Consider the following 11,897-nt stretch of genomic DNA (forward strand, 5'->3'; position numbering starts at 1 on the left):
ATCCTGGTCGATGCCCTTCACCTCCCGCGAGGTGACACGCCGGCGCCGGTTGTTGGCGTCCCGACCCCAGGCGCTCAGCCCTCCCCGGATGGCGGCCTCCTGCACCCTGTTAAAGGTGCGCCACAGATCATCGCCACGATCGTCATGCCGGCGCACCGCCAGCATCTGCTCGGCCTGGATCGGGGTCTCCACATTGCCCTCGGCGTCCCCGAAGCGCAGCGTCCGGGCGGCGTCGGCCAGCGCCATCTGCTCGTCCCGGCTGAGTCGCAGCCCGGTCCAGGCCTCCGCCGCAGCAATCGCCGTGTTGGCGTCCTCGAGCACCTCGTAGCTGCCCTCAATGACGCGGCTGACCACATCCCCCTTGTGCGAGACGCGCACCTCCTCCCCTTCCCGCTCGGTCACCACCATGCCGTTCAGGCAGACCAGCCGGAACACACCGGCCATGACCTGATAGGCCGAGGAGCCGTCATGGCTGTTCACCAGCACAATCTCCGGGAAGGTCTCGCCGACCCGGCGCTGGCCGGCCACCGCTCCCTGGTAGCGGAAGCGGATCATATGCTTGGTGAAGTCGCGCTTGCCGGCATCGCGCGTGCGTGACTGCTTCGCCATCACGGGCAGAAAGCCATTGTCGCGCATGCCGGCAATGACTTCTGAGGTCGGGATATAGGTGTAGCGGGCCGAGCGGCTCTCATGCGCCTCGGCGGCGAAGGCGGAGGGCGCGAGGAGGCGGATCTGCTCGTCTGTCAGCGGCGTCTTGCCGTTGGCGAGCGAGAAGGAGCGGCGGCTGATGAAGGACATGGGACCATCCCTGGCTGGGGTTGAGCTGAGGCGACCGCAGCTCGGTCGTTCCTCGTCCCGGCTCTCTCTCTCCGGGATGCTTCTCCCCCGCGCAGGGGCGACGGGTGGGCGCCAATGCGGGCGGGCGTGGCCGGGGTGCGGCGAAGCGGGGCGCAGCCCTGCGCACGTCGCGGCCTGGCCATGCCGTAGCCGGCATTGGGCCGCGCAGCGGCATGCGCCCGGCCGGCGCTTCTGCGCCCTCTCTGTCTCTCCTTTTCCGTCCTCTGAGTGGCCTGGCACCGCCGCCGCCTCACAAGCACGAATGGGCATTCGAAAGTCGAATTACGGGGGTGCCCGGCAGATTCCCCGATCAATACCCTTCGGCAGCTCGCCAGGCGGCGCGCGCGCATTCAGCAGGAGAGAGATGACGGCATGGCTATGCCCAATCGACGAAGGGCAATGATCTGCGCCATCACAGCAACGATTGCCTTGGGGTGCTCGGTGCGGGCCGCAACCCATGAGGAACTGGTGGACACCTGCATCGCACGGATGCGCAAATCCGCGCTGAGGACGAACCCAGGTCCCGCGGCGCTGAGTGCCGGCTGCGACTGCGTCATGGAGAGCATTCAGCAGCGGCTGAGGCTCTCGGAGGAGGATAGCGATGCCATGCGGCGCCTTCTGGAAGGCGAGCGCGTCCTGGCCGCGGAGATCAGGAACAAGGAGGTCCCGGCCGTGGCCGGCTTCCTGCCTATGATGTTCAATCGCCCTGATATCCAGCGGTGCATGGCGGGTTGGTAGCGGTTGCGATCGCCGAGGCTCGCAGAGACGCTATTCGTCGAAAAGATCCGCATGGGTGCCGGCGCGCACGAAAACGATCAGCCCCCCCGGCCCATCATCGGCAAGTCGATAGGCGAGGAGGAAATCTCCGCCGATATGACATTCGCGATGACCATCCCAGTTGCCGCGTAGCGGGTGATCGAGCCATTCCGGCCCCAAGGGGCCGTCATTGGCAATCAGCAACAGCATTGCCTCCTTCAGGCGGTGCAGGTCGTACCGACCGGACCGGCTAAGCCTTTCCCAATCCTTGGCGAAGGTCTTGGTGTAATCGGAAGCCCTCGGCAGAGGAGCCCGCTTAGCCGCCGCGGGCTTCTTCTTCGAGGGCATTCAACACATCCTGAGAGGTGGCAAAGCGGGGGCGGCGCTTCCGGACGATGGCTTCTGCCTCAGACATGGCCGTCCGGGTCGTGGAGTTTGGCAGGGACACATCGAAGGGCAGCCGCTGCTCATTGGCGACCTTAACCAGGAGGAGGCGGATGGCTTCCGAGGTGGAGAGGCCCATGGCCCGCAAGGCTGCCTCGGCCCGGTCCTTCGTGACGGTATCGATGCGGGCGCGGACATAGGTGTCTGCGATGGCGGTCACGGGTCCCTCCTCACTGCTGCGTGTATCTCGGCCGATTATGTAGTCTATTTGTGACTACATTTCCAGCTCATTATGCTGCCAGCTTTTAGGAGCTCGCCTCGGTCTGCTGCCTGGCGCCGGCAGCCAGGTCCGCCTCCAGTTCCTTCAGCTCGGCCTGCTTCAGCGCCAGGTCTTCCTCGTGCGGGAATGACCCGTCCAGTCGGGCGCGATAGTCAGCCACGCGGCCCTGCTCGCGGCTGATCTGCGCCCGGCGCTCCACCAACTCGCCCTCAAAGCCGCCGACCAGGGCAGCCAGCGTGGCGGTGACCTGGCGCGGTGTCGTGGAGAGGTTCAGCTCCAGGGTATCCTCCGACCGGTTGCGCCGCAGCGCCACGCTGTAGGCGAACCGCCGATCGAGCAGCCGCTGCCCGCCCTCGAAGACAAGGTCAAAGCCGGCATAGCTGCCGATGATCTCAGATCCGGGGGCGCGAGCGGTGACCAGTTGCCGGAGCCGGGCCAGGAACGCCAGACCACCCTGCTGAGGATCGGCATATCGGCTGCGGCCGATAAGCAAGGCCGCGTCCCCTGCCCCATCCCGCCGGGCGATATCCGCCTCGATCAGCGGAATACGCCGCTCGGCATAGGCAATGGTCTCCTCCGCCCGGCGGATGGCATGGCGCACGGCGAGCTGGTCGTCGAAATGCGCCGCCCGCAGCCGTTCCAGCCGAGCCAACTCGGCCTCCAGCCCGGCCTTGCGCATCAGCCGCTCGTCGCCGCTGGCGAGCGCCTTGGCCATGGCGAACTGGTTCGCCTGCGCGCCCATGTCTTCCAGGCGGCGGACGTTGCGATCGCCGGCCAGCGCCGCCGCGATGAAGCGCGCCTTGCGCTCGTTCGCCTGCCACATGGTCGCATCCGTCGAGCCGAGGGTTGCATAGGCGTAGATCTCGATCTCACCGTGCTGGTTGCCCTGGCGCTCGATGCGCCCTTCCCGCTGCTCCACCTCGGAGGGCAGCCAGGGCACGTCCAGGTGATGCAAGGCCTTCAACCGGAGCTGCGCATTGACCCCCGTCCCCATGGTCTGCGAGGAACCCAGGAGAAAGCGGACCCGGCCGCTGTTCACATCGTGGAACAGCCGCTGCTTGGCCTCGGCCTTCTTGAAGTCCTGCATGAAGGCGATCTCGGCGGCCGGCACGCCCAGTCCGATCAGCCGCTGGCGGATCCAGCGATAGGCCGAAAAGCCCCGGCTGGCTTCGACCGCCGGCGTGCCCAGGTCTGAGAAGATCATCTGCGCCGCGCCGGGCTTTTCGAAGGGCTCGCCGTTCGGCCGGCGATAGGTTTGGCCCGCTGTCTCCTTCCAGATGCGGAAGGCATTGTCGATCAGGGCATTCAGCTTGCCGCAAGGATCATCGGCGGCCAAAGGATCGACAAAGCGCAGATCGATCGAGGCATGGCGCCCATCGGTGATGACCGAGAGCAGGATGTCATCGCCCGGCTTGGCCCGGCCGGAGCGGTTCTCGATGGCCGCGATCCGCGCCGCCAGGGTCTTCTGGTAAGCCTTGAAGCCGTCGCTCGCCGGCGCGGTGACGATCTGGCGCTGGCCGCCACGGACCGCCGGCAGCGTCAGAATCTCGCGCAGGTCCTGCTTCTGCACCACGTCCGCGAAGCTGCGGAACATGGCGATCAGGTCGGCGGCGTTGACGAACTCGCTGAACCGGGTCACCGGTTTGTAGAGGCCGGAGGGCTGCAGCTCCAGCTCGGTGCGGGTGTCGCCGAAGGTCGAGGCCCAGGCGTCGAACTGGTTCAGCCCGCGTGCCGCCAGGGCCTCCGGGTCCATGTAGCGCTGGATCGAGAACATCTCGCCGAGCGTGTTGGTGATCGGCGTGCCCGAGGCCAGGATCAGCGGCCGGCCGGGCCGCCGGGTCGCCAGGAAGCGCGTCTTGACGTAGAGGTCCCAGGCGCGCTGCGAGCCATCGGCGTCGATGCCCTTCAGCGTGTCCATGTTGGTGGTGAAGGCCAGCTTGCGGAACTCCTGCGCCTCATCCACCAGGATCTGATCGACGCCGATTTCGTCCAGGGTCAACATGTCATCCTTGCGGGCGGCCGAGGCCTCAAGCTTCTCCTTCAGCCCCTCCTTGAGCCGCTCCACCCGCTTGCGGGTGAAGTAGTCGGCCCCGTCCTTCGCCAGGCCAGCCAGCAGCGCGTCATAGTCGGCGATCTGCTCCTCGATCAACGCCCGCTCGAAATTCGCCGGCACGGCGATCAGCTTGAAGGCGCTATGGGTGATGATGATGGCATCCCACTCGGCCGTCGCCGCCCGCGCCAGGAAGCGGTGCCGCTTCTCGCGCGAAAAAGCCTGCTCGTCAGCCACCAGGATGCGGGCCTGCGGGTAGAGCTGCAGGAACTCCCGGCTGAACTGCGCCAGGCAGTGGCCGGGCACGACGAGCATGGCCTTGGAGATCAGCCCCAGGCGGCGCTGCTCCATGATCGCCGCGGCGATGGAGAGCGTCTTTCCCGCCCCGACCGCATGGGCGATGTAGGTGCCGCCCGAGGCGATGATGCGCCAGATGACGCGCTTCTGGATGCCGCGCAGGGCGAAGGCCGAGCTGGCGCCTGGCAAGGTGAGGTGGCTACCGTCGAAATGCCGCGGCACCAGGTTGTTGAAGGCCAGATTGTAGCGGGCGCAGAGATCCTCAGCCCGGGCCGGATCGGTCCAGACCCAGGCCTCGAAAGCCGCCTTGATTTTCGTCAGCTTTTCCTTGGCCGCCTCCGTCGCCTCGACATTCAGCTCGCGGCGATCCTTGCCGTCGGCGTCCTTGAAGCTGTCGTAGATCTGCGGGATACGGGCATTCAGCGCATCCTCCAGCAGGTCGCCAGCGTGGCGGCGGTGTGTCCCCCATTCCGAAGTTCCGACCGGCGTGCCGGCAAAGACATGAGTTCCGACCGCCCAGGCCGCGGCGGCAGCGTTGTGCTGCAGGGTCGGCCGAGCGCCCATCACCTGCTCGCAGAAGTCCTGCACCACGCTAACCGGCAGCCAGGGTGCGCCAAGCCGGGCGGTGATCTCCGAAGGCTTGAGGTCCTCCGGCTGCACCTGCCGCAGCGCCTCGACGTTCCTGATATAACGAATGTCCTCGGCGGCGGCGCGCTCGGCGGCGGCCAGCTTGTCGCGCACCCGGCCGGAGAGATAGGCGTCCGCCGTTTCCCACTGGCCGGTGTCCGGGTTCTCGAAGATCCCCTCCCCCAGTTCGTCCAGCACCGCCTCCGGCGTGCTGTCCAGTAGCTCCGCCATATGCGGCACATCGACCCGGCCAAACTCGTTGAGGGTGACGGCCAGGGCATCGGTCGCGCTGCTGACGACCGGCGCCGCCGGCGGGGCGATGACCCGCTGGGTGAAGACCTGGCCGCGACGGGCGATGCCGGTATCAAGGTCGAACTCCTCGATCGAGGAGACCAGCCAGCAATCGGGATCATCGAGAAAGGGCGCCAGGTTGGGCCGGCGGTGCGTCTCGCGCTCCGTACCCGATGCATCGGTCCAGGTCGCGACCGTGGTCAGGTTGATGGGGCCGAACTGCGCGGTGAAGCTGGCATAGGCGCTGCGGAGACGGCGCTGCGCGTCCTGCCAGGGCCGGTCCTCGGCCTGGGCCCGCAGGACGGCACGCAGCGCGTCACGGATCGGGATCAGCGCCTTGATGATGCGGGCATGCCTGGCGGGCATGCCAGCGGCGATGCCGGGCCGGCGCACCGGCACCTCGACTGGCGCCCCGTCCAGCACCTGCATCAGCCGGGCCTCCGGGCCGGTGAAGTAGGAACCCTCCTTAAGATCAGCCTTCTCGGCAGCGGTTCCGATGCGCAGGTCGGGCAGGAGGGAGGAGGTGTTGTCGGCGTCGTCCGCCGTCGCGACAGTCGGCTGATAGAGATTCCGGGGCAGCCGGGTGATGGCCTCGTTCAGATCGGCGATCAGGTCGCTGTCCCGGTGAGGCAGGCAGGCATAGGTCCTGCCGAACGGTCCTGCCCGGCTGTCATGGCGCCCGAGCGTCATCGCGTCATATGATACGATGCGACGGTTGACGTTGATGCCTGGCAGCAGCTCGACGGTTTCGAGCCAGTCGGCGCCGCCAGCTTCCTGCCCCTCCATCCGGCGGCGAAAGAACAGCAGGTCGACGCCGACATGGGTGCCGGCCTCGGCCTGCAGCGCCTGTTCCGGCAGCCGGATGGCGGCCAGAAGATCGGCCCGGCTCGCGATGTAGCGCCGGGCGGCGTCGTCCGCCTTGTCCATCGTGCCCTGGCTGGTCACGAAGGCGGCCAGCCCGCCGGGCCGCAGCGCATCAATGGCCTTGGCCAGGAAGTAGTCGTGCAGCCGCAGGCCAAGCGCCTTATAGGCGGGATCGATGCGGACCGCGCGATCGGAGAAGGGCGGGTTGCCGATGGCCAGGTCATAGCCGTCGCGCAGCCGGGCGCGACAGAAATCCTCCTGTCGGATCTCGGCCGAGGGATAGAGCAGCCGTGCAATGCCGGCGGTGACGGCATCGTTCTCGATGCCGGTGACGTGGCTCGCGACGGCGATCTCCTCTGGCATGAGGGCGAGGAAGAGGCCGGTGCCCATGCCCGGCTCGAGGATACGGCCCCCGCAGAAGCCCAGGCGGGAGAGGCCGGCCCAGATCGCCCGCACCAGAAAGGCCGGTGTGTAGTGGGCATACTGCGTGGCGCGCGCGAGTGCCGCATAATCCTGTTCCGAGACCAGGCTCCGCAGCTCTTGGCCGATCTCCTGCCAACCGGGGCGGAACCCGCCCTCGCCCGGGCGCAGGAAGCAGTTGGTGGCGAGCTCCGAGGCGCCGAAGCCGGTGAAGCGCATCAGCGCCGCCTGCTCCTCCGGTGTTGCCGCCCTGCCCCCCTCCGCCAGAGCCTTCAGCAGACGGATGGCGGCGAGATTGTCGCGGGCCCGCTCCCGCCAGATGGTCGCCAGGAGGCGCTCCCCCGTCAGGCGGAAATCACGCGGGATCGCGGGCGGCTGCACCGGTGCCTTGTTGGGCATCGGCAGCGGCAAGCACGCCACGTGGCGTGCGAGCTCGGGTGACAGGACTTGGTCGAAGAGGCTCAGGTCAGAACCAGGGGAGGCCAGGTCGAAGAGGGTGAGCTGAAGGGGCATCGGGCGGTGCTCCGCTGAAACGGCAAGCGCCGCCGGCCCGCCTCCCGGCGGGGAGGCAGGCGCGGCGGCGCGGGGTGGATTTCAAGGGCTGACCAGGCGGGGAGGAGGCGGTGCCGACCTCCGGGTCAGGCGGCGAGACCGCGTCGCGGCGGACGCGATAGCTTGCCGCGCGAGGATGGTGAGCTCGTCAGCCCCGCCTCTTCGCGTGCGGCGGAAAGCCAGGCCTGCGATTGCCGCTCGGCGGCCTCGGCCTGGCGGATGAGCTGCGTCTTGGCGTGCGAGGAGAGGGCCTCTGCGTTTGCCATATCGCGCAGCAGTTCGGCTTCGGCGGTCCAGTCGCGCGCGTTCGCGCGACAGCCCGCATGGGACAGTCGTTGAATCCGCATCGGAATGGCTCCGGCTTGTCTGGGAAGAGACGGGTCGGATTCAGGAGGAGGGCGAAACACCCCTCCCCTGCCATGGCCCTAAAATGGAATGTCGTCGTCCAGCTCGCCGCCGACGGGCGGCCGCTCGCTCGTCTCGCCTTGCGTCGAGCCGGCATTCGGCCGGTTGTCTAGCAGCAGCAGGTTGCCATTATAGGCACCCAGCACGATCTCCGTGCTCCAGCGCTCCACCCCGTTCGTGTCGGTCCATTTGCGGGTCTGCAGCGAGCCCTCGATCAGCGCGCGGCTGCCCTTGCGCAGATACCTCTCCGCGATCTTGCCGAGCGCGTCGTTGAAGATGACGACGGAATGCCACTCAGTCCGTTCGCGGCGCTCGCCGTCGCTCCCCTTCCAGCTCTCGGTCGTGGCGATGCGGAAGCTGACGATGCGGGCGCCGGCCTGGGTGTTGCGGACCTCGGGGTCGCGCCCCAGATAGCCCAGCAGTTGCACGCGGTTGAGGGAGCCAGCCATGGTGATCTCCTGTGTCTTGATGTGAGCGTGAGGCGGATCGCTCTCGATCCTTCCTCCTCCCGGTCTCATTCTCCGGGATGCTCTCGACACGGGCGGGAACGGGGGCCGGCGGAGGCATGCGGGCGGGCATGGCCGGGTTGCGCCGAAGCGGGGCCCCTGCCCCGCGCGCGGCGCGGCCTGGTCATGCTGTAGCCGGCGTGCCGCAGCCGGACGCCGGGCCTTGCCAGTCGCTCCCTCCCCCTCTGCCCGATCCCCTCTGTCTCATCTCCGGACGGCAGGTCCGGAGCGCTTCAGTCGCCCCGCCGAATCAGCCGCAGGCGTCGAACTCGAATCGCCTCCGCCAGTGTCCGGAGCACGACCCGCATGAAGGCCTGGCTGAAATGGCCATAGGCATGCACCGGGGGGTCGTAGCTGATCGGCTCGACATGGAACGAACCGGGCAGGATGTCGGTATTGCCCTGGTCCAGCAGCAGCCAACTCGGCCCGGCTCCGCGAAGCTTGAGGCGGCGGCGCTCTGTTTCCGGCACCCGCAGGAACAGACGGTCGACCGAAGGCTCCTGCGTGGTCAGCGGAAACAGCACCACGTCATCGCCTTTCGCCGTGATGGGAATGACGACGCAGGCTGGCCGGGCTTTCCGGCCCTCCTCAATCCCAGCCGTGTGCTCGTGCGGCCACAGGAAGCGGTAGCTGACGACGAGCCCGGTCTTGGGCTCCTCAGCTATCCGAAGCGTCCCGCTCATACTGATCCGCCAGCTTCAGCAGCCCGTTCGCGATCTCGTCAGGCATAGTGTCCAGAGTAAAAGCCTGCTGGCGGTCCTCGGCGCTCTTGTGGGTCAGCATCTCGTAAGTCTCCACGGACATCATGACCAGGCGCGGCCTGCGGTGATGCGTGATCAGCACAGGCTCTCGCCGCGCGGCGTCGGTAACGATGCCGACCTGCTTGTTAAGATCGGCGGTCGTGAATTGGCGCATGGGAACCTCCGGCTCCATCATATCCATATTTTATGGATAATCCAGATGCATCCGCTTTGTGCGCCCGTCCAGGGCGCACTGTTGCGGGCGCGTCCACGCGGATGGCGACCCAGGGCCAGCGCGAGGAGCGCATCAGGCCGCCTGTCGGTACTCCTCTTCGTCCGGCAGATCTTCCGGCGGCTCATCCTCGCCCGAGGCTGCCGGCGGCTCACCGGAATCCCCGTCATCCGGCCCGTCCCATGCGGCACCGAACTGAGCGAGCTCTGCCAGGCTCGGCGCAAAGCCCGCGCCTTCCCAGCGCCAGGACCGGCCGCCCTCCCCCGGCTTGAGCTGCTCTACCATGGCCGCGCGCGTTGCCTTGCCGGTCTGCCGCGGCAGGATATTCACCGCGGCGGCTGCGCGTTCCAGCTCGGGCTTCGACAGGCAGCCGAGGAATTCCTCGGTCGCCATATGCGGCAGCCGGTGATCGGCGCCGAGCAGTGCGCCCGCGATCCGCCCGGCCAGCCCCGATCCCGAGTGAAAGGACACATCGCAGTTCAGCACATGGGCCAGCATCTCCCGCGCCGCGGCACGGATCTCGTCCAGGCTGGCCAGTTCGAGGCCAGCATCGGCTTGGCGCAGCACCCGCGCCGCCAGCCTCTGCTCGGCCCGGAAGCCGGCCTCGTGGCTGGCAACCCGCACGTTCCTGGCGGAGAAGGCCAACACCAGCAGGGCCAGCAATTGATCATCCTCGACCGGGCCGCCGCGCAGTACCTCGCCCAGCGCCGTGGTGCGCATGCTGCCGACCAGCTGGTCACCCACCTTGCTGATCCGCGGCCGCTTGGCAGTCATGGCCGCCTTGGCTCCGCCTTTGCCCTTCCCGGGCAACTTCTGCGGCATACGATAGAGTGTGCAACCGATTTCGCCCGAATGGCTGAGATAAAAGCCGCGGCAGACGGTCTTGGGAGCCTTCTCGGGATCAAGCCCGTATTCGCGGTGAGCGCCTTTGGGCAGCTCGGCAGTTCCATAGTGGTCGGCTTCCAGCAGAACCGCGCTGTAGCCACGCTCCTGCAGTGCGGGGATATGGTGGCTGGTCAGCCACTCCAACTGCGCCCCCATGAAGCCGCCGACATTCGTCGTATGGATCGCATCCTCTGGCTCCGCGAAGAGATCCTCGCTCCAGGTAACCCCATGGGCCCGCGCCAGCTCCGCATCGAAGCAGGCGAGCCGTTGCGCGATGCGGCGACGGTCGAGAGTCCGATGTAGCTCAAGCCAGTTGACGCCCCCGCTCTTCCTGCCCTTCGGCTTGTGGCGCTTCCAGGCGGCCGCCTGGTCTTTCGGAGCGGCCAGGGCGATGGTCTTCCAATAAGAGGGGCTCGGCATGTCGCCGCTCCCGGCAATATAGGCGAAGATATCGGGATGGATCTTGCCAAGGAGCTGGGCCTTGCGTACCTCACGCACCGGCAGGGTCAGCGTCTCGGCGATGGCCTGTTCGGTCCAGCCCATTTCCAGAAGCCGGTTGATATGCTGCCAGCGATCGGGGGCAGCCATCGGCGCGCGGGCGAAGTTCTCCACATAAGCGCGCATGTCGTCGCAGCCATCGGCATGCTGGACGACCTCAACATGGATTTCCTCCAGGCCGGCCTCGATAGCCGATGCCACCCGGCGATGTCCGGCGATGATTTCCAGACTATCGCCGGCCGGGCGGACCAGGGGCGGATGAACGAGGCCCACGGCCTTGACCGAGGCGACGAGGAGATCATCCATCTCTTTGCCGGCGGCGGTGCGTCGGGGGTTGTTAGGGTTCGCCTGCAGCAGGCGCGGGTCAACGATCCTGAGTTCCATGAGGAGCCTCCGGTCAGAATGTAGGGGGAAGGGAAAAGGCCGGCTCAGCGGCCAGCGGTGACGGACAGGCGAAGCGGGGTGGTGGAATCCCGGTCCATGAGAAGGCCCGGCAAAGCCGCCAGGGCATAGGCAGCGGCCGCGAACATCAGGCCACCGGCTGTCAGGCGCAGCATTCTCATCTCTGTTCTTCCTCTGCTGAGTCTTCTTCCTGAAGACCCAGCCCGACCGCCGGGGGCGGGGCGGCGGCGCAGGGGCGCGCGCAGCGCGGACGCGGAGCGTCTTTACCCTTGCGACGGCGACGCGTCTCCGGCAGGGCCTCATCCTCCACCTTCCGTCTCTCTGGTTGGTGCCATTAAATGAGCTATTCCCGCATCATTTAACCTTCATTGAGCGTGCGCTCCGCTCTACCTTCCCTCCCTAGTAGCTCTCTATCTTTCACTCCAGCTGCGGAGCACGACGTTGACCCTGGCTGTCCTGAGCCGCCTGTTCGCGGATGTTACCGGGTTCCCCTTCGAGCCAAGCGAAGTCATGCTCCGGAAATTCATCCGTGGCATCTGTGCCGAGATCAAGAAGGAGGGCACGCTCAGCATCAATGGCTTTGGAACCTTCAAGGTTCAGCAGACAAAGAAGCGCAAGTGGTACAGTCCTGACGGAGATGAGGCTGGTGAAGCCATTCCGCCCTACGCCGTGAAGTTCAAGGCATCGCCGGCACTCAGGGTCTATGTCACACCGAAGGCCCGACTGAAGAAGGTCACACCCGGCGGACGCACAGGTCGGTGTGTCGTTCCAAAGCGCGGTGTGACGAAGGATCTGGGCTAGCATTATAGCTGCGTTCTGTGTTCGATGTGGGCTTGTTCGGGCAGCTTGATGGCGCGCCGACAGAGAGGCC

General features: G+C 66.9%; 12 protein-coding genes. 2 read left to right on the top strand and 10 right to left on the bottom strand.

The window, feature by feature from the left end; genetic code table 11:
* Positions 1-798: DUF932 domain-containing protein (locus ACF3NH_RS19900; RefSeq protein WP_422925366.1), on the bottom strand; the 798-nt coding region annotated here is incomplete at its 3' end.
* 411 nt (positions 799-1,209) lie between these two features.
* Between ACF3NH_RS19900 and ACF3NH_RS19905 the strand changes: the two genes are divergently transcribed.
* The gene (locus tag ACF3NH_RS19905; RefSeq protein ID WP_422925368.1) at positions 1,210-1,575 is read left to right on the top strand and encodes a hypothetical protein; all 366 of its coding nucleotides are present in this window, start codon (positions 1,210-1,212) and stop codon (positions 1,573-1,575) included.
* A 30-nt stretch (positions 1,576-1,605) separates the two neighbouring features.
* Here the strand turns inward: ACF3NH_RS19905 and ACF3NH_RS19910 are convergent, their stop codons facing one another.
* The 9 genes from ACF3NH_RS19910 to ACF3NH_RS19950 all read right to left on the bottom strand — a co-directional run bounded on the left by ACF3NH_RS19910 (position 1,606) and on the right by ACF3NH_RS19950 (position 11,187).
* Positions 1,606-1,941: a type II toxin-antitoxin system YafQ family toxin gene (locus ACF3NH_RS19910; protein WP_422925370.1), complete on the bottom strand. Its 336-nt coding sequence runs from the start codon at positions 1,939-1,941 to the stop codon at positions 1,606-1,608.
* The gene (locus ACF3NH_RS19915; RefSeq protein WP_422925372.1) at positions 1,910-2,197 is read right to left on the bottom strand and encodes a type II toxin-antitoxin system RelB/DinJ family antitoxin; all 288 of its coding nucleotides are present in this window, start codon (positions 2,195-2,197) and stop codon (positions 1,910-1,912) included. The genes ACF3NH_RS19910 and ACF3NH_RS19915 overlap by 32 nt, the downstream gene beginning before the upstream one ends.
* An 85-nt stretch (positions 2,198-2,282) precedes the next feature.
* Positions 2,283-7,319 carry a lactate dehydrogenase gene (locus ACF3NH_RS19920; protein ID WP_422925374.1) on the bottom strand — a complete coding sequence of 1,679 codons (5,037 nt, stop codon included), beginning with the start codon at positions 7,317-7,319 and terminating at the stop codon, positions 2,283-2,285.
* A 125-nt stretch (positions 7,320-7,444) separates the two neighbouring features.
* Complete coding sequence (locus ACF3NH_RS19925; RefSeq protein ID WP_422925376.1) at positions 7,445-7,705, bottom strand: hypothetical protein; 261 nt, start codon at positions 7,703-7,705, stop codon at positions 7,445-7,447.
* A 78-nt stretch (positions 7,706-7,783) separates the two neighbouring features.
* Positions 7,784-8,212 (bottom strand): single-stranded DNA-binding protein, encoded by a 429-nt coding sequence (gene ssb, locus ACF3NH_RS19930; RefSeq protein WP_422925378.1) that lies wholly within the window; start codon positions 8,210-8,212, stop codon positions 7,784-7,786.
* Between the two features lie 290 nt (positions 8,213-8,502).
* Entirely contained in the window at positions 8,503-8,952 is a 450-nt protein-coding gene (locus tag ACF3NH_RS19935; protein ID WP_422925380.1) for a hypothetical protein, read from the bottom strand.
* Positions 8,927-9,211 carry a hypothetical protein gene (locus ACF3NH_RS19940; protein WP_422925382.1) on the bottom strand — a complete coding sequence of 95 codons (285 nt, stop codon included), beginning with the start codon at positions 9,209-9,211 and terminating at the stop codon, positions 8,927-8,929. Before ACF3NH_RS19940 ends, ACF3NH_RS19935 begins: the two co-directional genes overlap by 26 nt.
* A gap of 105 nt (positions 9,212-9,316) precedes the next feature.
* Positions 9,317-11,008 carry a ParB/RepB/Spo0J family partition protein gene (locus tag ACF3NH_RS19945; RefSeq protein ID WP_422925384.1) on the bottom strand — a complete coding sequence of 564 codons (1,692 nt, stop codon included), beginning with the start codon at positions 11,006-11,008 and terminating at the stop codon, positions 9,317-9,319.
* Between the two features lie 44 nt (positions 11,009-11,052).
* The gene (locus tag ACF3NH_RS19950) at positions 11,053-11,187 is read right to left on the bottom strand and encodes a hypothetical protein (protein ID WP_422925386.1); all 135 of its coding nucleotides are present in this window, start codon (positions 11,185-11,187) and stop codon (positions 11,053-11,055) included.
* A gap of 280 nt (positions 11,188-11,467) precedes the next feature.
* Between ACF3NH_RS19950 and ACF3NH_RS19955 the strand changes: the two genes are divergently transcribed.
* Positions 11,468-11,827, top strand: a complete 360-nt coding sequence (locus ACF3NH_RS19955; protein ID WP_422925388.1) for an HU family DNA-binding protein — start codon at positions 11,468-11,470, stop codon at positions 11,825-11,827.
* Positions 11,828-11,897 lie beyond the last annotated feature (70 nt).

The sequence above is a fragment of the Pseudoroseomonas sp. WGS1072 genome, assembly GCF_049340465.1.
In the GTDB taxonomy this organism is placed as follows: Bacteria; Pseudomonadota; Alphaproteobacteria; order Acetobacterales; family Acetobacteraceae; genus Pseudoroseomonas.

Bases quoted from the DNA above. Each gene is read 5' to 3' on its own strand.
- ACF3NH_RS19950 (WP_422925386.1), bottom strand. From the start codon at position 11,187: ATGAGAATGCTGCGCCTGACAGCCGGTGGCCTGATGTTCGCGGCCGCT.
- ssb (WP_422925378.1), bottom strand. From the start codon at position 8,212: ATGGCTGGCTCCCTCAACCGCGTGCAACTGCTGGGCTATCTGGGGCGC.
- ACF3NH_RS19935 (WP_422925380.1), bottom strand. From the start codon at position 8,952: ATGAGCGGGACGCTTCGGATAGCTGAGGAGCCCAAGACCGGGCTCGTC.
- ACF3NH_RS19940 (WP_422925382.1), bottom strand. From the start codon at position 9,211: ATGGATATGATGGAGCCGGAGGTTCCCATGCGCCAATTCACGACCGCC.
- ACF3NH_RS19945 (WP_422925384.1), bottom strand. From the start codon at position 11,008: ATGGAACTCAGGATCGTTGACCCGCGCCTGCTGCAGGCGAACCCTAAC.
- ACF3NH_RS19910 (WP_422925370.1), bottom strand. From the start codon at position 1,941: ATGCCCTCGAAGAAGAAGCCCGCGGCGGCTAAGCGGGCTCCTCTGCCG.
- ACF3NH_RS19905 (WP_422925368.1), top strand. From the start codon at position 1,210: ATGGCTATGCCCAATCGACGAAGGGCAATGATCTGCGCCATCACAGCA.
- ACF3NH_RS19920 (WP_422925374.1), bottom strand. From the start codon at position 7,319: ATGCCCCTTCAGCTCACCCTCTTCGACCTGGCCTCCCCTGGTTCTGAC.
- ACF3NH_RS19925 (WP_422925376.1), bottom strand. From the start codon at position 7,705: ATGCGGATTCAACGACTGTCCCATGCGGGCTGTCGCGCGAACGCGCGC.